We start from the raw sequence: 17,535 nt of genomic DNA on the forward strand, positions 1-17,535 counted from the left end.
ATCGCAAATTGAGTGGATAAACTCTACTGGCTCAATCAAATTACACTCCAAGACCGCAGCCAAATCGGTGATAAAGCGTTTTACCTGGGTAGAATCATGCAGCTTGGCTATCCGGTGATCCCAGGTTTTGTAGTTGGTGCAGATGTTTTGCGACAATTTTTAGAGACTCTCAATAGTTCGGAGTCTTTGGTGGCTGATTTACCTGATTCTTCTCTGCACTTGGATGTGACTAATTGGCGTCAACTCCAGCAGGTAGCTGGTCGCTTGCGTCAAGAAATTATCAGCGCTGATGTTCCGTCGTCATGGGTAAGTGCGGTGCTGGAGACGACTAGACAATGGGAAACCGGGTGTTTAATTTTCCGCCCCACATTGATAGTACCTAATGCTACACAGCCAGTAAGAAATATTTCGGGATTGCTAGAGTCGGTATTTTGCTTTTGTGAAGAAGAGGCGATCGCTCTGGGTTTAAAGCGCCTTTGGAGTCAGCTATTCCGCGCCAGAAGTCTACTATATTGGCAACAAGCCGGAATTAATCTCCAACAAGTTAATTTAGCGGTGTTAATTCAACCTGTGGAAAATGCGATCGCTAGTGGCCGATTACACGCTAATTCCTCTGGTTGGGAAATTGAGGCTACTTGGGGATTGGGAATGGCGATCGCTCATGGCGAAGTTTTACCAGATGTCTACTATGTCCATCGAGAAACTGGGACTATATTAGAGCAGCAACTTGGTAATAAAATCTTGGCTTATCGTGTTGAAGAATCAGCATCTGTAGCGCATCTTTCACCGATTGCTCAATCGATGTTGACAGTAGACCATACCTGTCTAACTGCTTACCTGCTAGAGGAAACCCACCAAAAACAATACGCTCTGCAAAGAGAACACCTGCAGCAAATTATTGTTTTGGGGAATCAACTCTTGAGTGAATTAGGTAAGGAATTTACCATCGAATGGACTATTTCTCAAGCCATCCCCAAGCTGACAATTACACAAGTGATTATCCCGCAATTAGCAATTCCCAATGCCCAAATTATCAAAGGACTAGGAGCAGCTAGGGGACGGGTAACAGCCAATGCTTATGTGATTGCTAATTCTTTACACCAACCAGAGCAAATACCCCACGGAGTGATTTTAGTCGCTAAAGCGATCGCTCCTGAATGGTTGCCTTTTTTACAAAAAATTGCGGGAATTATCACCGAGCAAGGAGGTTTAACTAGCCACGCAGCAATTCTCGCTAGAGAATTAAGTATTCCAGCTGTAGTTAGTGCTACCGATGTTACAGCCTTGATTCAAATCGGCGAAAGATTACTAGTAGATGGCGATCGCGGCGAAGTTTATCGCGTCCGCATAGATCAAGAAAATGGGGGAGAGAGTGAGAAAGTAAAAGCAGCAGCAAATCAACCACGAAATGCGCCTACTCACCCATCCCCCCAACCCATGATTGCTACCCAGCTACTAGTGAACCTCAGCCAGCCGAGTTTAATTGAGTCAGCGCAAAGCTTACCTGTAGATGGTGTAGGATTGTTACGCTCAGAATTAATGATGCTAACAATACTAGAAGGACAACATCCCCAGAGTTGGTTAACTAATGGGCGAGAAGCAGAATTATTGGAGCGCTGGGCGAGTACAATTAGGGAATTTGCTCGCGCTTTCGCACCAAAACCAGTTTTTTATCGTTCCTTAGATTGGCGATCGCCCGAATTACCATCACTAACTCATCACCGTTCTTTGTCTCCAGCGTTATTGGGTGAACGCGGCGCATTTGAATACATCCTCAATCCCGCAGTCTTTGATTTGGAATTGGCTGCTTTAGCATCAGTACAAACTGCAGGCTATAGTAACGTCAATTTATTGCTACCCTTTGTCCGTAGTGTAGAAGAGTTTAGTGTTTGTCGCCACAAAGTCCAGCAAGCAGGTTTAACTCAAATACCCCAGTTTCAACTGTGGATCATGGCAGAAGTCCCCAGCGTGCTATTTTTGTTACCAGAATATGTTAAAGCTGGTGTACAGGGAATTGCCATTGGCACCAATGATCTAACGCAACTCTTGCTTGGAGTAGATCGAGAGCAAAGACAACTAGCAAGAGTGTTTAATGAACTTCACCCAGCAGTAATGAGTGCGATCGCCCAGCTCATCCAAATGTCGCAGACCGCTGGTATTCCTTGTTCAATCTGCGGACAAGCACCAGCAATCTATCCCGAAATTATTGATCGCTTGATACAATGGGGCATCACGGCAATTTCCGTAGAACCAGAAGCAGTAGAACGCACATATCAAGCGATCGCCCGTGCTGAACAACGCTTCATCCTCGCCGCAGCTCGTCGTCAACTAAAGGCTGAAGTCTGAAGTCTGAAATTACCTCACTAAAACGAGAAACGCCATATATTTTTTCTAAATCCAATATCCTATTTTCTAGTCTAATACCTGAAAATAGCTGCCGTTAATACTTGATTCGGCATTTCTTCTGGCTGCAGAGCATAAACTGTACCACCATTTAAAAGCGTATGAATTGCCGCAAAATCTAACATATCTTCATCATCAGGCTCCGGTTCTGAGTGCAAATCTAGGCTCATTGTATCGACATGAAATTTACCCCAAATTTGTTGTCCAACAGCTACAAATAGAGCATCAATCCTTTGATAATAAGCAGCATTAATTATCTCTTTGACATCACTAACAGCTTTGCCGGTATCTTCTCCAGCTAGTTGTTGATAAAGTGCGATCGCATCTTGCTCCGACTGATGAAACAATGGCTCTACAATCTGCCAAGCCTGCTCTTGTAATGCTTGTGGCTGAATAACTTCGGGATTACCACTAATCCCTTCTGCTGTTAAATAAGAATAAGTATTTGCTTCTCGGTAAATCGGGAATAGATACTCAACACCAGCCAGTACCAAAGGTACTGTTTGCTCGCGCAATTTTTCATGCAAAGCCCCATTCACAGCGTGACAAAATTGCAGAATATCCTCTTGACGTTTATCTCGATCTGGACTTCCCTGTCCATGAAATTGACCAGGTTGTTGAAAAGAATTTCCCGTACCTCCTTGAGACGTAGCTATCCGGTGTTGTACTCCTTTTTGGATATCGTCTTCCTGAAGAACATCTGCCATACTTTTAGGCAGATTTTCTATCTCCACCTGATTAATGTCATAGCGTGTTCCCTCAAAAAATTTCACATCCTTTTGACTCAGTGCTAAAACATAAAATTGTCCATCATTTTGGATGAGATGCAACAACGGCTTGAGATGGAATTGATTACTTACAACTACTAATTCTGTAAACTCCATTGGTAAACAATAGTACCGAAACACATTAGGAGAAACGAAAATTACTAAACCGTGGTCTTGATGTTCCCAAAAATTATTACTATCAAGTTCTCTCGCTGGTTCAAGAAAATCTACCACCTGAGCATGACGCATCCCCAAATCATCCAAACGTTGTTCCGCCTCACGGATTAAATTCTTAAAGCGAATTGGGTTTTGTCGAATCTCAGTCCCAGCTTTCTGCATGGGCATATATAGTGAAACACAAGGACTTTGGGGATTTTCTACTAAAGTTTTAAGTTCATTGATAGATAGCATCGCCATAACCAAATCAATTAAAATTGAATAACTTAGGCTCTATATAGTTTCAATACATTTATTTCACATCATTAATTGTCAACCGTCATCTTTCTTTTGACAAAAAAAATACCGTCTGTGTACCACTTTTTGGAGATGGAGACACAGACGGGTTGAGGTTATAATTATTCTTAAGTTAGCAAGTTTTTAAAAACTACTTACCAAAGTTAAAACGATTGTTAACGTGAGCCTTTTTCATTCTTCCAAATCACATTAACAGTAATCCTAGCAAAAATCCTTCATTTAACCTGCTTTGGGAGTATTTCTATTAATTGTTCTTGACGCAATATTCATACCGTTGTGTGGCTGTCTAAAAAAACCCAAGGTTACTCGTTTCATAATTAAATGCAAACCGCTCAGCACCACAAACGTAATAGCGATAATTACCAAAGGCTGCTTACCAAGAATTTCTTCCACACCTCTAGTCAAAAGTTCATCTGGTTGCGTCACAAAATCCCAACTATTAAAACGCAAAAATCGCCCCCAATAAATACCCACCGCAGACAAAGCATGGGTAATCAACTCAGCCCGCAAAATCCAGTGACTCTTACCAATGCGGTGTAAGTAGTAACCTAAATTAATTAAAGAAATAACATAAGCCTCAAATCCCGCCATAATCACTAGCAAATAGACAGGAATCAGCACTAATGTAATCATCCACACCGACTGAATAGTGCGGATATCATCTATCAAATGAATCACATCAGTTAATAAATAAGGTGCATTTGGTAAAAAAGCATAAAAAACTATAAATCCTAACCACCAAACCCAAGAGCGGCCCCGTCCGTTACGAAATAGCCAAACACCTAAAGCTAAAGGTATAAAAGCTAGAAATAAATTCCAAGTCATCCAATTTATATTAATTCGCAAAACCTGTATCACTGTGGCGATCAATTCAATAAATTCTGCTTTCATCAGTGCTGACTCGCAATACGTAGTAATTAAAGTGGATTTGTGCTGCTGAAACTAATTGACACAAATATAGCTACAAAATTAGCCTAGGCGAATCCATCGCAGCGCATAGAGAACTTCAGTATAATTTGCCCTGACTAACGTTACCTCTCTCCTGGCTACAATCATGAAATCACAATTTCCTAATCAAATTCCCGAAATTATTTGAATAAATAGCGAATTATCTTCAAAAACCTCAGCGTACCTTAGCGCTTACCTCAGCGTACCTCTGTCTTGAAAAGTTTGCTCAACGGGGGGAACCCCCCTTCGGATTCACCACTTTGCTTATGCCGGGAAACCCGTCCACCGCAAGTGGTTCACCGCACGCAACTTTTCGCTGCGTTAAAAAAAATTTATTATTTACCGCAGCTCCACACAAAAACGAGCCTGAACCTAGATCAAAAAAAGCCTGTATAAACAGGCTGCTTTTGTATACAAGTATTCTTGAAGATGACGGCTGCAAATAAACCAGTAGAGAGATGATGTTTTTTAATTTATTCTATACACAGGAAGCTGTGTATATTCCCTAAGATGCCACATAAGCAACAGCAAAGCGCTCAATTCCAGCTAAATCAGTGCAAATTTGAATGTTGTCATAACTACCTTGATTCTGCAACAATTCCCGCACTGTTTCTGCTTGTCCCGCCATCATCTCAATCAGCCACACACCACCAGGACGCAAATAAGCGGGGGAGACTGCAATTAAATGACGAATGTCATCTAAACCATCACTACCACCATCCAGAGCTAAATGTGGTTCATGGTGAAATACTTCTGGTTGCAGGGTAGACAAGGTAGCGGTGGGAATGTAAGGTGGGTTAGATACCATACCGCTAAACTGACCTTTGAGGGCTGCTAGCGGCTCCCACCAAGAGCCTTGATAAAATTGTATGTGGTCAGCCAGATTTAAATTACGGGCGTTTGTCTGGGCGATCGCCAAAGCTTCTACACTGCAATCAACAGCATGAATTGTGGATTCTGGAAAAGCATTTGCTAGTCCCAGAGCGATCGCCCCACTACCAGTCCCCAAATCCGCCCAGTGTAGCGGTTGTAAATTAACCGCTGCTTCTACAGCCAAATCAATCAAGCATTCTGTTTCTGGTCTGGGAATCAAAACTGCACTGGACACAGCAATTTTAAACTGTCGCCAAGGCGTTACACCCGCGATATACTGCACTGGTAAGCGCTTGTGTAATCTTTGTTGCCACAGATGCTCTAAATCTTCTAAAGATAACTGTAGCTGCATCTGCGGCCAATCTTTGAAAGATTCCAAACGCAGCGCCAAGCGGTCTAAACCTGCTACTTCCATTAGTAGCCAGTCTACCTCCGCTGAGGATACATCAGTAGCGATCGCCGCCTCAATTGCTCGATGACGCCACCACCAAACTTCTAAACCAGAAACTACTTTTGGCTGTTGTTTCCCCATGCTTTAGCGTTGTCTGGGCTTCGCAGGCTGTGCATTGTTCCGGTTGGGAGCCACTGCAGGCGGCTTGGCAGGATTATTATCTGCTGGTAAGGTCTTGATATATTCTCTAGACTCCGCAGACGGTACTAAAACAACTTGATTCAACCATGAATCATTTTTATCTTGTAAAGTTTTAATCACTCCGTCCACATCTATAACTTGAATATCAGCCTTGGGATACTTTGGCTTCACCTGAGTGAGCAACCCTTGTGCATCTTGCTTACTCAAAAACAGCGGAATCAGTTGCTGTTTATCAGCGGTCATTTGAATGGGTACATAACCCTGATCTGGTGCAAATCTGACGGCAAAAACAGGTACACTCTTAAACTGGTCTACCTTTTGACCACTCTGTTGCAACAACTCCAACGCCCCTTTAATCTCTTGATCGACGGGTTTGAAAGCAAATAACAAACGATTTGCTTGGTTCTTGGTTTGTTGCAACTGTTGATAGATTACTCCCAAGGGTACAGCAGTTACTTGCAGGTTTTTCGCTATTTCTTCCAGTTTTGGGTCTTTACCTTTAGCACTCCGGAGTTCATTAATGAAGGTCTGAGCTTCTTGACGACTCAAATAAACCCCTGTCACAGAACCGCCATCTTTTTTACCGCTTTGAGCTTCCGGTAATGTGCGACTCAGGGGTAAACCTTTATCGTTAGTAATCAAGTAAACGGGTACAGAGTCTAATTTTTCTTTGATTTGTTGTTCTGACAATGCCAACACCGGAAAATTACCAGCAACTACTGTTCCCAGCAGAGTACTTCCAACTAAACCCAGTGTCGCGCCCCAGCGAACCAATGATTTCATGACTGCTCCTCGCATCAATAAATTTAATTAAGTCAGACAAACAGTTGGATCTGTACAATGCCAACTTGTTTTAGTTATATAGCAATCCATTTGCTATGTGAAAAGTTTGTGATTGTTAAATTTTCATTATCCGTGCAATTTTAGCACTGACTGCTTTTAACGACTCAAAGGAGAAATATGCAATTTTATGAAGCATCATAGCTTGTGGTGTTGTCTTTGGCTATGCTGTTCTCAATTTCGTATTGCTCCACACCAAAAAATTCCGTAGACGCCCCTGCTCTCTTACTCTCCAGCGGGGAAAAGCTTGTTCCACCAATGAAGTGTTCAATGCCATTTGATTAATTTTCCTAGCTATCAGTGACGCAATTGATAGTTAATCGTTCCAACTACTTTGCTTTTCACATCGGCTCAAATTCATGCTAATTGAATAAATACGCAGCGTTAATATTACTAGCCTTTAAAGAGCAACTTTAATTTTTATTCGATCAAAGACAACCTCACCCTGCAATAGCCACATAAAAGTTTTCCGGGAAAATATGCAGCTTCAGAGCATATCTATTTACCAAAATCACCACTCGACAAATTTTTATTTTTTTTAATTACATAAAAAACCCCAGACTCACCTCGGTCTAGGGTTTTTTGATTGACATTTTTACATCGGGATGACAGGATTTGAACCTGCGGCATCCTGCTCCCAAAGCAGGCGCGCTACCAAGCTGCGCTACATCCCGTCTCTATCAATCTGCTTTCACTGGAGCGGGTTTTATCCCCAACAGCAACCTTGTTTACAACTACTACAAAATTGATAATAGTAGTTCATGATTGCTGACTAAAGCACAAAAACTAATATAGCATACTAAGCAAATTAAAATCAACTTTATCCAAACTTTGTCAAGTAAAGATTATGAGAATACTGACATAGGAGAAGGATTAAATCTAGACTATCCTGTGCTTGTACTGACAGTACCCAGTGACTAGATTACATTCAATATAACCTCTTAAATATAACTAGTTTTGATTGTGTTCAGGCATTTTGTGAATATTCGACCGAATTAGTGAGGATACCAAAACATGCCTTTAATACCTTCTGGATCGGACATAAAACCCATACCCCTGTAGAAATCTACCACATGGGGGTCAGCGAACAAAGTGACGTTACTAATTTCTTCACTCCGCAGCTTTTTCAGGACATATTTCATCAACGCCTTACCCAACCCTTTACCTTGAAAGTCTGGGTGAACCACCACATCCCAGATAGTCGCATTAAACGCATGGTCTGAGGTAGCACGGGCGAAACCAATGAGGCGTCTGTGGTTTCCTCGCATTTGCCACATGGTGGCTACAAGAAAACTATGCTCAATGGCTTTCTTAACTTTTCTTAAGGGACGACGCGACCAACCAACCGCATCACAAAGTTCTTCTAGTTCATACAGATCGATATCTCGATCTGTACTAAAGACTATGCGCGTAGCATTGGAGTTATCACTGTTGGAGCTAGAACTGCTCGCAACTTCCGTGCTCATTTCCTCAAAGGGAGTTGTTCTGGTTGTCGCTGCAGAATCAGAAGTACTAAACCAAGTTTTCCAAAAACCCATGCCAACGTGGTTCGGGTAGTATAACTGAATTGGTTTCCACTATTGTCAGTGGCGACTCACATTCCCCGTGAACTCAGGCCATTTTCCAACTCTCACACTCAGATTTATTGAGCGTATACAAAGTTATCTATGACAAAAGCCCTTGAGGGTGTGTTTCACACCAATCACTTTCAACTTTAGCATTTTGTTGTCAAGCTAGGAGAAATTCCCTTACAGGGAAAGATATGAAAGTGGGAATAGAGAATAAAGGCTCAAGTATGAAGTATGAAACCAATAAACTTGTATATTCAGCCTTCCATAGATTTATGACGGGTGCTTTATTTACGCCATGGCGTACTAGCCTCTAATCTCTAACCCCCAACTAAGTAAAAGTAAGCGAGTCTAACCACCAAAGATGGCTTCTGGTTTAAAATCTTCGACACTGGAACTCTTAAAGCGTTTTAATCGAGCGTTTCCCCAGTTTTATGAGCAATTCGTCAGCAGTGAAATTCAACTGCAAAATTTACGGTTAGCTTACCGTCTCTATAAAAGCAGACGAGCTGTTATCGAGCTCAAACCCGAAGGTAGTAAAAGTGCTTTGCATTTCGCCTACCGCAATCAGTCTTTTCTCCTCAGCGATATTTTTGGTGTCTTAGCGGCCTATGGGCTGACTATCCACGGTCTGAGTCTCTATGGACAGATCCGTCCACCAATGTTAGTTTTTATCAAATTGTTGGTGTCTCGTGGCAGTAAAGCCTTGGCTGATAAAACGGCTGATAATGTCTGTCGCGCCATTCGGGAAGCTTTGGGGGGACGGTTTGAGGTAGAAGAAATGCTCGCTGTTGAATTCAACCTTGATACTGGCTTGGAGCAGGTACAGACTGAGTTCTACGTTGATCCGGTTTTTCATCTTCCTGCTTTAGTGATTGAAGCGGATAATCAACCGGGGTTATTTTACAAGGTGATGTACGCCATTTGGCAAGAAGACCTGCTGGTAGTCAATGCCAATTTGCTAGTATGGCGCGGACGCACACGGCTGATTCTCTATCTATTGGGGCCAAATGAAAGTCTCATTCCCGAATATCTGGGACACAAAATTGCTGAAGGGGTGCGACAACGGTTGTTGGGGAAATGATTTTAGGTCATTTGTTGTTCGTCATTGGTGAGGTATTATTCGCCATTCCCCAGGCCCCATTCCCAATCTCTAACTGTATTTAGTCGCACCCACCCTTAAGGGTACGATATTAGGTATGGCAACCATCGAAATCTTGGGCGTTCCACACGCATATGAGCTGACGGCGCCCACGTCTTATCCTCATGCTTTGGTTTTTATCCACGGTTGGCTAAATAGCCGTGGATACTGGCAACCTGTGATTTCTCGCTTATCAATAGATTTACAATGTCTATCTTATGATTTGAGGGGTTTTGGTGAGTCTCAGTCTCACTCAGGAACTGATTTTAGCGAGGCACAAATTTCTGTGAGTCTGGCTCCTACTCATGGTAAAGGTGCTACTAACGTTCCTTTTGATTCTCGTTATACTCCATCTGCCTATGCTCAGGATTTAATTATCCTCCTACAACAGTTGAATATTTCTAGTGCCTGGTTAATTGGGCATTCTTTGGGGGGTACTATCGCTTTGTGGGCAGCAGCTCAAATGCCTGATTGTGTTAAGGGAGTGATTTGTATTAATGCGGGTGGTGGGATTTATCTCAAAGAAGCTTTTGAGCAGTTTCGTTCAGTGGGTCAGCGGTTGTTACAAATCCGTCCACGTTGGCTTTCTCAAGTACCTTTGATTGATTTATTGTTTACTAGAGATAGTGTGGTGCGTCCTCTGGAGAGGTATTGGGCGCGTCAGCGAGTGATTGATTTTGTGGTGGCTGATCCAGAAGCTGCGCTGGGAAGTCTTTTAGACTCGACTACGGAAGAAGAAGTTAACCATTTACCCCAGCTGGTATCTGATCTCCAGCAACCAGTGTATTTTTTGACCGGCACTCAAGATAAGGTGATGGAACCTAAATATGTTCGTCATTTAGCGAGTTTTCATCGACTGTTCCAATACTGCGGCGATAATGTGATTGAAATTCCCGACTGTGGTCATTTGGCAATGTTGGAGCAACCGGATGTAGTTGCTGGTCACATTCGGTCGATTGTTGGTTGTTAAAAGGAGCAAGAGTAATCCTCGCATCCCTCGTTTTAGTGATACAGCTTCATGACTTGGGTGAGTGAGAGTCTGGATTCTACGCCGAGGGTGAGGGGGGAGGTGTGTCCGAGGGACAGGTGATTGGCTGCGGCGCAGGCGATCATGGCGGCGTTGTCGGTACAGAATTTTAAGGGTGGGAAGAGGACGCGCAGGTTGTGTTTGCTGGCTGCTGCTTGTAAATTTTTTCGTAAACCACTGTTAGCGGCTACACCTCCACCAATGGCGATGGTGTCTAGACCGTAGTCTAGGGCACAGGCGATCGCTCTTTTGGTCAAGGAACGGGCTACTGTTTCCTGAAAGCTGGCTGCTATGTCGGCTACGGGTATATCCCCTGTTTGTTTTTCTAGCTGCTGCGCTAAACGCAGTACTGCTGTTTTTAACCCGCTGAAACTGTTGTCATAGGGATGATATCCTCCATTGGGCAGTGAAACTTTCCCTTCTGGTAAGACAAAAGCTTGGGGATTGCCTATTTGGGCTAATTTGTCAATAACTGGGCCGCCTGGATAACCCAGTTTTAACAGCCGTGCGACTTTATCAAAGGCTTCTCCGGCTGCATCATCGCGGGTTTCTCCTAGAGTTTCATATACACCACACTCTTTGACGTAAATCAAGCTGGTGTGCCCCCCGGAAACTAGTAAGCTGAGAAAAGGGGGATTTAAGCTTGGTTCACTCAAGTAAGTTGCGTAGATGTGACCTTCGAGGTGATGAACTCCCAAAAATGGCTTTTTGTGGATCACGGCTAGGGTTTTGGCTGCGGTTAAACCCACTAACAGCGCGCCTACGAGTCCAGGGGCGCAGGTGGCGGCTATCCCATCGATTTGGCTCCAGTCGAGTCCGCTTTGTTCTACAGCTTGGGCGATCGCCCAGTTGAGTGTTTCTAGGTGTTGGCGGGATGCAACCTCTGGTACTACCCCACCATACTGCTGATGGATGGGAATTTGTGAGGCGATCGTACTGCTCAATACTTGGCGATCGTTAACAATTGCTACGGCAGTTTCATCACAGCTAGTCTCGATTGCGAAAACGATTGTCATGGCAAAAAAGGGGATAGGTAATAGGGGATTGGGCATTGGGGAACCTGTCCACCGCCCCAATCACCGTTTTCAAGTTTGAGAAGCTTTAACTTTTATTTACTTAAACTTTACTCGGTTCCCAGCCAAGAGTATGATGACTTGCTAGTTATGTAAATAAAGCTTGTACAAGCCGCTTCGTTTTGTACAAAAAACTTCTCGTTTTGTAATAAAAGGAAACAACTCCATGCGACGATTGTTTGCTTTGCTGTTAGCTGTTAGTCTTTGGTTCAATTTTGCCCCACCAGCACAAGCATTAGGGGCTGACTTGAAACCCTGCAAAGACACTCCTGCTTTTCAGGAATTGGCAGCAAATGCTCGGAATACTACCGCTGACCCTGAAGGCGGTAAAAAGCGCTTTGAACGCTATTCTCAGGCGCTCTGTGGCCCCGAAGGCTACCCCCACTTGATTGTTGATGGTCGTCTTGATCGTGCTGGTGATTTTCTTATCCCCAGTATTCTGTTCCTTTACATTACTGGCTGGATCGGTTGGGTAGGTCGTGCCTATCTACAAGCGATCAAGAAGGGATCTGACGCTGAACAGAAAGAAATCCAGATTGATCTTGCTTTGGCACTACCAATCATGGCTACAGGTTTTGCTTGGCCTGCAGCTGCTATCAAGGAATTCTTGTCAGGTGAATTAACAGCCAAGGATTCAGAAATCACTGTTTCCCCAAGATAATTCAACTTCAGTCATTCACTGGTTTCGGAGACTAAATTTATGGCAGACAAAGGCGATCAATCATCTTACTTGGTTAAGTTTATTTCCACAGCGCCTGTGATCACCGCTCTTTGGTTGACAATCACTGCAGGCATTTTGATTGAATTTAACCGCTTCTTCCCAGACCTACTTTTCCATCCTTTACCATAAGTAGAGTCAGAAGTTTATTGAATTTTGGTGCTTGGTCTTGCCCCCAATATTATTGATTGAGGGTGCTTGATTTAGGCACTGAAAATGGTTTTTTGAAACTCGTAATGCTGTTGAGAGCTTACGAGTTTTCTACTTTTAAAAGCAACTAAATTAATTTTTCTAAACTTCTTTGCTAAAAAGCTTCTTTGGCGACAATTATTATTAATATAAAAATGCTACCATTCTAATTTAGAGGCGAACACAAGATATGGCGCAAGCAGTAGATGCATCCAAAAATCTCGCTAGCGATCCGAGAAATCGGGAAGTTGTTTTCCCCGCAGGACGTGATCCGCAAATAGGCAACTTAGAAACTCCAATTAATGCTTCTCCCATCAGCAAATGGTGGATTAATAACTTACCTGCATATCGCCCTGGTCTAACTCCATTCAGACGCGGGTTAGAAGTCGGTCAAGCTCATGGTTATTTGTTGTTCGGCCCCTTTGCTAAATTAGGGCCCCTCCGTGATACAGATAGCGCTAACCTAGCTGGACTTTTGGGAGCAATCGGTTTAGTTGTGGTTCTCACCGCTGCTTTATCTATATACGCTAATAGCAATCCTCCCAAAGCACTTGCTAGCGTGACTGTTCCTAATCCTCCAGATGCTTTTAACTCCACTGAAGGCTGGAATAATTTTACCAGTGCTTTCTTAATTGGTGGTATTGGTGGTGCCTTAGTAGCTTACTTCTTAACTATTAATCTGGCACTAATTCAAGGCTTGGTCGGCTAATTTAGTCATTGGTCAATAATTGACAGATGACAAAGGACACAGAGTTTTAGACTTTGTGTCCTTGATTAGTTGTGAGGAAATGGTCAGGTGTAGGGATGTGAAATTATTTAAACAAAGCCGCTTCGATCGCACTTAACGCAATTTCCAAATCGTCGTTGACAATTTGAAGATCAAATTCATTCGCAGCCTGAATTTCTGCTTGGGCGCGTTGTAAGCGCTTGGCGATCGCCTCTTCCGAATCCTGGGCGCGACCACGGATGCGCCGCTCTAATTCCTCAAAGGAAGGGGGTAAAATAAAAATGCTCTGAGCACTGGGGAAAGAGCAACGAATTTGTCTTGCGCCATCTAATTCTATTTCTAGCACTACCAATTTGCCAGATTTGACTTGGTTGAGCACAGCTTCACGGGGAGTACCGTAATAATTACCAGCAAATTCGGCCCATTCCAAAAATTCCCCTTGGGCGACTAACTGTTCAAACTTGCTGCGACTAATAAAGTAATAATTTTTACCATTGATTTCTCCTGGACGAGGAGAACGCGTCGTTACGGATACAGAGTAGTACAGTTCGGGGTGACGCTCTAAAAGCGATCGCATTAAAGTCCCTTTACCGACGCCACTGGGTCCGGTTAAAACAATCAGCCTACCATGAGGCAAATATTCTTTAGTAGAAGCACCACTCTGAATCGGTAGAACTTGCATCATCCGCTAAACCTGTGAATTCATCAATAGACGTTATTCATTAGTCTGTAGCCTGGTATTTGTTGTCAGGATAACTATTGACTAAGGAACATGTAGCACTGGTGACAGAAAAACCGTCTAATTCACATGTTACAGGCCAAGTGTCGCAAATAGGATAGGGTCAGCGACCCATACCTAGTTAATTATCCACAACTTGATGTTCGCGGGAAATAACAAAGCGGTTCGCCACCGTTTCCGGTTGAATCGCCGAAAGAATTACATGGCTGGAATCAGTGATGATTACCGCCCTGGTGCGACGCCCATAAGTTGCGTCCACTAATTGACCTCTGTCCCTAGCATCGGTGATGATGCGCTTAATTGGGGCAGACTCTGGACTAACGATCGCCACTACTCGGTTAGCAGACACGATATTTCCGAAACCGATATTGATTAACTGAATCTCCATAGAATGACTGACACTAAACGTGGTGTAAGAAACTGGTAAGTATTTATTTCCATGTTATCCCTAAAAAACAAGAGTTACAACGATTAAATTCACGTCAGCTTGAGTTTTTTCCAAGCAAATGGTTTTTTTAGCTGTTTTATCAGCTAATACTGCTGAAAATATACCCAAAGATGCATGAAAAATCATCCCCATAGCAGTTACTACAGTTTACTTTCTAGGATGCTCCCCTGGACTAGGATTAGATATACTTCTCTGGGTGGAAATCCACGCTGACCAAAAAATAGGTAGTGGGTGCAGCTATAGGAGAACCATCATCTCAATTCGTGTTAATTACGATACAGCAAAGACGTGACATTGCCACGTCTCCACCACAAGCATCTGTGAAAAATAATTAGTTATAGCGATCGCTAGCAGTCTTCTGCACTCGTTCCCATCTTTGTCGCAGTTGCTCTAAATTAGGCGCATGACCGCCATAGCGCCAGCCAACATAAGCTTGGCAGATTTCCTCAATCACCTCAGCAGTGACTGCGGCGTGGTGCTGATAGGAAACTTGAGCGTATTCTAGTGGTGTTTGGGCGGGATGTTTACCTAGACCTTTTTGCGCCATCCAGTGCAGCATTTGTTGATAAAGGCTTTCCATTGGCGGTAATCTCTTCAATCTGCGGCGATCGCTCCAATGTCGCCATTGTACCGCGCCCCACCAACTGCCAAAAGCTGCTGTTGTCGTCACCATTAAACCAGTGAAAATACCCAACCAGCCTTGGGTAAATAAAGCCAAAAACCAAGCGATCGCGCTACTTACCCGAGTGAATATTGTCCCGAATACATGATCCAGTAAACCTGTCAAGGGAGACGGTAGCCACCCCGCCACCCATTGCCAAAATTGCCGCAGAACGCTAAAAGTTTGTACATCCTCAACGGAAGGGGGAATCAGGGGATGATTAGGAATAGGGTCAAAAGCAAACCAGCCATACTCAGGGAAATAGACCTCCGTCATCGCGTAGGCGTCTGTGTTGCGAACAACATACATTCCCGTAAATGGGTTAAACTCCCCTGAGCCAAACCCCGCCACTAACCGCGCCGGAATACCAATAGAACGCAGCATCACCGTCAGCACTGTTGAGAAATGGTCTGGATAGCCACCTTGATATTTGAAGAGAAAAGTCTCTACCAAATCATCTTTTTCCCCCAAATAAGGCAAGTTTAGGGCATTTTCCGGAATTGAATAGTTTTGCTTCAGATACTGAGCTAAATAAAGCGCCTGTTCGTAAGGAGACTCTAGGGATTTATTTGACTTTGCTACTCGTTCTCGGTTGTAGTTAGCTAAAATTTCTTCAGTGCGTTGCTTGACTTTTGTCGCAATTTCTGGGGGGATTTGGAGATAATAATCTTGAATATCTTGGGGATATGTTTTCGCAGTTTGTGCTAATAAAGTGCGATCGCGGTGTGGGACTTCGGAAATCACGGTGTAGGTGAGGTCTGCTGCTAAACCCACAGGCGATCGCAACCCATTTTCCCGGTCAACCGCAATAATTGGTGTGGGAAAGTAAATTTCCCGAGGATGGGCCATAGCGGGAATCAAATTTGGCAAATCCGACACCACGGTGTAAGTTTGTACCACTTCTTGGGTTTGACCAGAGATGGGTGGTAAAGGCAGAAAAATTTGATAAGACCAAGGTGATCGCTTGAGGGTGGTAACATCATCATTACGCGAAACTTCCCAACCCTTACCTGTGTAGCGGTCAAAAGCCAAGACTCGCCAAAAACCCTCAGCCTGCGATCGCACTCGCATCACCACTTTGGGTTTCATCTCTCCCCGCAGGTTTTGGTTAATTTGGCTATTAAAACCGTAATAAAAGCTATTATCTAGGTTTCCTGGTTTACCTGCTTGTCCTTGTTCCTGGCTACTGTCGCCAGTACCTTGATGACCAGCATTACCCTGACGAACATAACCAGGATTTATAATCTGACGCCCTGTAAAACCATTTTTTACCTGAATAGTCGAACTCACAGGAAAAGTCCGCAATTGATAGCCAGGGAACCGGGGTAAAACCGCAAAAATTCCTAAACCCAGCCCTAAAACTAAAGTAAAAAGTAAAAAATAAAAAGTTAAAAGAGAAGATAATTTTTGGGTTTTTCCCTGGGGAATTTGCGTTTTTATCTGCTGTAAACCCAGGCGGGAGCGGTAATCTAAGACTAGAGTGGGGAGAGCGATCGCTAAAAATAATAGCAGCACCGGCGCAAATGCTAAAGTTTGACTCAGTGTCGCCGCTACGCCCAACAAAATCAGCCCAATCACAATTGAATAACCCAAGTCCCGACGACGAGGCGTATCAAAGCTGTGGAGTACCTGCAGTTGAATTAATAACTCCGCCAAACCTAACCGGGTGTCATTCAATTCGCCAAATAACCGCCCAAAAAAAGCACCAAGTGCCGCTAACATGCCAATAGCAATACAAAACTTAACTGTAATATTGACATCGCGGCGACGATAGTGACTCCAAATTGCACCTGTAATACTCAGCGGAATCGCCCAAAAACTAAACGTCTCTTGCGCCGCAATATCCGTCGCCACAACTCCCGTAACTACCAACGCTAGCACCAGCGCCCGGAAGGAAATCGAATTTTCCACCAACGCCAAAGGCGACTCTCGCGTACTTTTGCGCCAGCGATCGCCTATAGAAAAACGCCAAAACCGATTCATCCTGGATAAATTGAGCATTCTAAATGAAAGACAAGCGATGATATGGATACTAGAGATACAGTCTTGGGCACAAAAACCAACTACCCTGACCTACAGGAGCTAATGTAGCCTAGCCTGTGGTGCGTCGCGTTCAGCGCAACTACGGTTTCTCCCATTGTTTAAATCCGGAAATTCCCTGCAGATAGCGAGAATTTGCCCCAAAAAAGCCTCTAGACATTTAAGCGCCTGATGCAAGTTTTTTCCCACGCATGGGTTTGCTCAGACGCTTTCATGACCGCTTGTTAAAAAAAGGATAGGTTCAAACCAGGACAATCTTATATCTATGGACGTTTATCAATTGAGAGTGCTAGCGGTGGTAGTTGCG

15 protein-coding genes and 1 tRNA gene are annotated in these 17,535 nt (G+C 43.7%); 6 read left to right on the top strand and 10 right to left on the bottom strand.

Annotated elements, in window-relative coordinates:
- Positions 1-12: 12 nt before the first annotated feature.
- Positions 13-2,346 (top strand): putative PEP-binding protein, encoded by a 2,334-nt coding sequence (locus tag MIC7126_RS0120110; RefSeq protein WP_017654955.1) that lies wholly within the window; start codon positions 13-15, stop codon positions 2,344-2,346.
- A 71-nt stretch (positions 2,347-2,417) separates the two neighbouring features.
- Here MIC7126_RS0120110 and MIC7126_RS0120115 read toward each other — a convergent pair whose 3' ends face one another.
- The 6 genes from MIC7126_RS0120115 to MIC7126_RS0120140 all read right to left on the bottom strand — a co-directional run bounded on the left by MIC7126_RS0120115 (position 2,418) and on the right by MIC7126_RS0120140 (position 8,435).
- The gene (locus MIC7126_RS0120115; protein WP_017654956.1) at positions 2,418-3,587 is read right to left on the bottom strand and encodes a baeRF7 domain-containing protein; all 1,170 of its coding nucleotides are present in this window, start codon (positions 3,585-3,587) and stop codon (positions 2,418-2,420) included.
- 276 nt (positions 3,588-3,863) lie between these two features.
- A complete protein-coding gene (locus MIC7126_RS0120120) occupies positions 3,864-4,535 on the bottom strand; it encodes a DUF1361 domain-containing protein (RefSeq protein ID WP_017654957.1) in 672 nt (223 codons plus the stop codon).
- 562 nt (positions 4,536-5,097) lie between these two features.
- The gene (prmC, locus tag MIC7126_RS0120125; RefSeq protein ID WP_017654958.1) at positions 5,098-5,997 is read right to left on the bottom strand and encodes a peptide chain release factor N(5)-glutamine methyltransferase; all 900 of its coding nucleotides are present in this window, start codon (positions 5,995-5,997) and stop codon (positions 5,098-5,100) included.
- 3 nt (positions 5,998-6,000) lie between these two features.
- Entirely contained in the window at positions 6,001-6,840 is an 840-nt protein-coding gene (locus MIC7126_RS0120130) for a Tic22 family protein (RefSeq protein ID WP_026100404.1), read from the bottom strand.
- Positions 6,841-7,497: 657 nt separating this feature from the next.
- Positions 7,498-7,571: transfer RNA gene (locus tag MIC7126_RS0120135), tRNA-Pro, on the bottom strand.
- A gap of 321 nt (positions 7,572-7,892) precedes the next feature.
- A complete protein-coding gene (locus tag MIC7126_RS0120140; RefSeq protein WP_017654960.1) occupies positions 7,893-8,435 on the bottom strand; it encodes a GNAT family N-acetyltransferase in 543 nt (180 codons plus the stop codon).
- 394 nt (positions 8,436-8,829) lie between these two features.
- On the opposite strand from MIC7126_RS0120140, the gene MIC7126_RS0120145 reads away from it, so the two are divergent.
- Positions 8,830-9,549, top strand: a complete 720-nt coding sequence (locus MIC7126_RS0120145; RefSeq protein ID WP_017654961.1) for a hypothetical protein — start codon at positions 8,830-8,832, stop codon at positions 9,547-9,549.
- A gap of 115 nt (positions 9,550-9,664) precedes the next feature.
- A complete protein-coding gene (locus tag MIC7126_RS0120150) occupies positions 9,665-10,576 on the top strand; it encodes an alpha/beta fold hydrolase (protein WP_017654962.1) in 912 nt (303 codons plus the stop codon).
- A 32-nt stretch (positions 10,577-10,608) separates the two neighbouring features.
- Here MIC7126_RS0120150 and tsaD read toward each other — a convergent pair whose 3' ends face one another.
- Positions 10,609-11,649, bottom strand: coding sequence for a tRNA (adenosine(37)-N6)-threonylcarbamoyltransferase complex transferase subunit TsaD (gene tsaD / locus MIC7126_RS0120155; protein ID WP_026100405.1), 1,041 nt, complete (start codon positions 11,647-11,649; stop codon positions 10,609-10,611).
- Between the two features lie 223 nt (positions 11,650-11,872).
- Between tsaD and MIC7126_RS0120160 the strand changes: the two genes are divergently transcribed.
- From MIC7126_RS0120160 to MIC7126_RS0120170, 3 genes are all read left to right on the top strand, one after another.
- Positions 11,873-12,367, top strand: coding sequence for a photosystem I reaction center subunit III (locus tag MIC7126_RS0120160; RefSeq protein ID WP_017654964.1), 495 nt, complete (start codon positions 11,873-11,875; stop codon positions 12,365-12,367).
- Between the two features lie 39 nt (positions 12,368-12,406).
- On the top strand, positions 12,407-12,556 hold the full coding sequence (psaJ, locus tag MIC7126_RS0120165; protein WP_017654965.1) for a photosystem I reaction center subunit IX: 150 nt from the start codon (positions 12,407-12,409) through the stop codon (positions 12,554-12,556).
- A 247-nt stretch (positions 12,557-12,803) separates the two neighbouring features.
- Entirely contained in the window at positions 12,804-13,322 is a 519-nt protein-coding gene (locus MIC7126_RS0120170) for a photosystem I reaction center protein subunit XI (protein ID WP_017654966.1), read from the top strand.
- Between the two features lie 103 nt (positions 13,323-13,425).
- Here the strand turns inward: MIC7126_RS0120170 and gmk are convergent, their stop codons facing one another.
- The 3 genes from gmk to MIC7126_RS0120190 all read right to left on the bottom strand — a co-directional run bounded on the left by gmk (position 13,426) and on the right by MIC7126_RS0120190 (position 17,171).
- Positions 13,426-14,025 carry a guanylate kinase gene (gene gmk, locus MIC7126_RS0120175; RefSeq protein ID WP_017654967.1) on the bottom strand — a complete coding sequence of 200 codons (600 nt, stop codon included), beginning with the start codon at positions 14,023-14,025 and terminating at the stop codon, positions 13,426-13,428.
- A gap of 175 nt (positions 14,026-14,200) precedes the next feature.
- Positions 14,201-14,467: an extracellular matrix/biofilm regulator RemA gene (remA, locus tag MIC7126_RS0120180; RefSeq protein WP_015127199.1), complete on the bottom strand. Its 267-nt coding sequence runs from the start codon at positions 14,465-14,467 to the stop codon at positions 14,201-14,203.
- Between the two features lie 391 nt (positions 14,468-14,858).
- On the bottom strand, positions 14,859-17,171 hold the full coding sequence (locus MIC7126_RS0120190; RefSeq protein ID WP_017654969.1) for a transglutaminase TgpA family protein: 2,313 nt from the start codon (positions 17,169-17,171) through the stop codon (positions 14,859-14,861).
- Between the last annotated feature and the right edge of the window lie 364 nt (positions 17,172-17,535).

Source organism: Fortiea contorta PCC 7126, assembly GCF_000332295.1.
Taxonomy (GTDB): Bacteria; Cyanobacteriota; Cyanobacteriia; order Cyanobacteriales; family Nostocaceae; genus Fortiea; species Fortiea contorta.

Coding starts and splice junctions, on each gene's coding strand:
- MIC7126_RS0120190 (WP_017654969.1), bottom strand. CDS start 17,171: ATGAATCGGTTTTGGCGTTTTTCTATAGGCGATCGCTGGCGCAAAAGT.
- tsaD (WP_026100405.1), bottom strand. CDS start 11,649: ATGACAATCGTTTTCGCAATCGAGACTAGCTGTGATGAAACTGCCGTA.
- MIC7126_RS0120170 (WP_017654966.1), top strand. CDS start 12,804: ATGGCGCAAGCAGTAGATGCATCCAAAAATCTCGCTAGCGATCCGAGA.
- MIC7126_RS0120145 (WP_017654961.1), top strand. CDS start 8,830: ATGGCTTCTGGTTTAAAATCTTCGACACTGGAACTCTTAAAGCGTTTT.
- MIC7126_RS0120130 (WP_026100404.1), bottom strand. CDS start 6,840: ATGAAATCATTGGTTCGCTGGGGCGCGACACTGGGTTTAGTTGGAAGT.
- MIC7126_RS0120115 (WP_017654956.1), bottom strand. CDS start 3,587: ATGGCGATGCTATCTATCAATGAACTTAAAACTTTAGTAGAAAATCCC.
- MIC7126_RS0120160 (WP_017654964.1), top strand. CDS start 11,873: ATGCGACGATTGTTTGCTTTGCTGTTAGCTGTTAGTCTTTGGTTCAAT.
- prmC (WP_017654958.1), bottom strand. CDS start 5,997: ATGGGGAAACAACAGCCAAAAGTAGTTTCTGGTTTAGAAGTTTGGTGG.
- MIC7126_RS0120120 (WP_017654957.1), bottom strand. CDS start 4,535: ATGAAAGCAGAATTTATTGAATTGATCGCCACAGTGATACAGGTTTTG.
- gmk (WP_017654967.1), bottom strand. CDS start 14,025: ATGATGCAAGTTCTACCGATTCAGAGTGGTGCTTCTACTAAAGAATAT.
- MIC7126_RS0120150 (WP_017654962.1), top strand. CDS start 9,665: ATGGCAACCATCGAAATCTTGGGCGTTCCACACGCATATGAGCTGACG.
- MIC7126_RS0120140 (WP_017654960.1), bottom strand. CDS start 8,435: ATGGGTTTTTGGAAAACTTGGTTTAGTACTTCTGATTCTGCAGCGACA.
- psaJ (WP_017654965.1), top strand. CDS start 12,407: ATGGCAGACAAAGGCGATCAATCATCTTACTTGGTTAAGTTTATTTCC.
- remA (WP_015127199.1), bottom strand. CDS start 14,467: ATGGAGATTCAGTTAATCAATATCGGTTTCGGAAATATCGTGTCTGCT.